The sequence below is a fragment of the Acidovorax sp. KNOB132 genome, from assembly GCF_057541515.1.
Genome location: NZ_BAAJYT010000643.1, coordinates 1 through 620, shown reverse-complemented (window position 1 = coordinate 620; position 620 = coordinate 1). Strand labels below are relative to the sequence as shown.

General features: G+C 64.4%; 1 protein-coding gene. It reads left to right on the top strand.

Annotation, left to right across the window (positions count from 1 at the left end; all coding sequences use genetic code 11):
• Positions 1–60 precede the first annotated feature (60 nt).
• Positions 61–620 (top strand): transposase (locus tag AC27IO_RS25180; protein ID WP_498741341.1); only part of this gene is annotated, 560 nt, incomplete at its 3' end.

The following is a 620-nucleotide window of genomic DNA, read 5'->3' as shown; positions in this document are numbered from 1 at the left end:
CCCTGATTCCCCGGCCCCGTCCTGTCACTTATCTTTGGAGATAGGAACAGGACTGTGCATATGACTAGGCATACGGAGTCAGTAGAGGTAGTGGTGAAGGACCAGCGCCGCAGGCGCTGGTCCCTGGCTGAGAAAGCGGCCCTGGTGCGGCGCACCTACGAGCCAGGCATGAGCGTGTCGCTGGTGGCCCGCCAAGAAGGCGTTTCGGCGGGGCTGCTGTTCCAATGGCGCAGGCTCGAACGCCAGGGAGCGTTGACGGCCGTGTCTGCAGGTGAGGCGGTGATGCCGGCATCGGAGCTGGCTGCTGCTCGCGCAGAGATCGCCAAACTCCAGCGCGTGCTCGGCAAGAAGACCCTGGAGAACGAAATTCTCAAGGAAGCCGTGGAGTACGCCGCGACAAAAAAAGTGGATTGCGCGCTCGCCCTTGTTGCCCGGGGACGACCAGTGAAGACGGTCTGCCGGACGATGGGGCTAGCGCGCTCGCACGTGTGCGACCTGCTGGTGCGCGATGAAGACTGGACCGATGGCCGCAGGCACCGCACGCCCAGTGGGGATGCCGAACTGCTCGCCGAACTGCGCCAGGAGATTGCGCAGTTGCCCAGCTACGGCTACCGGCGTGC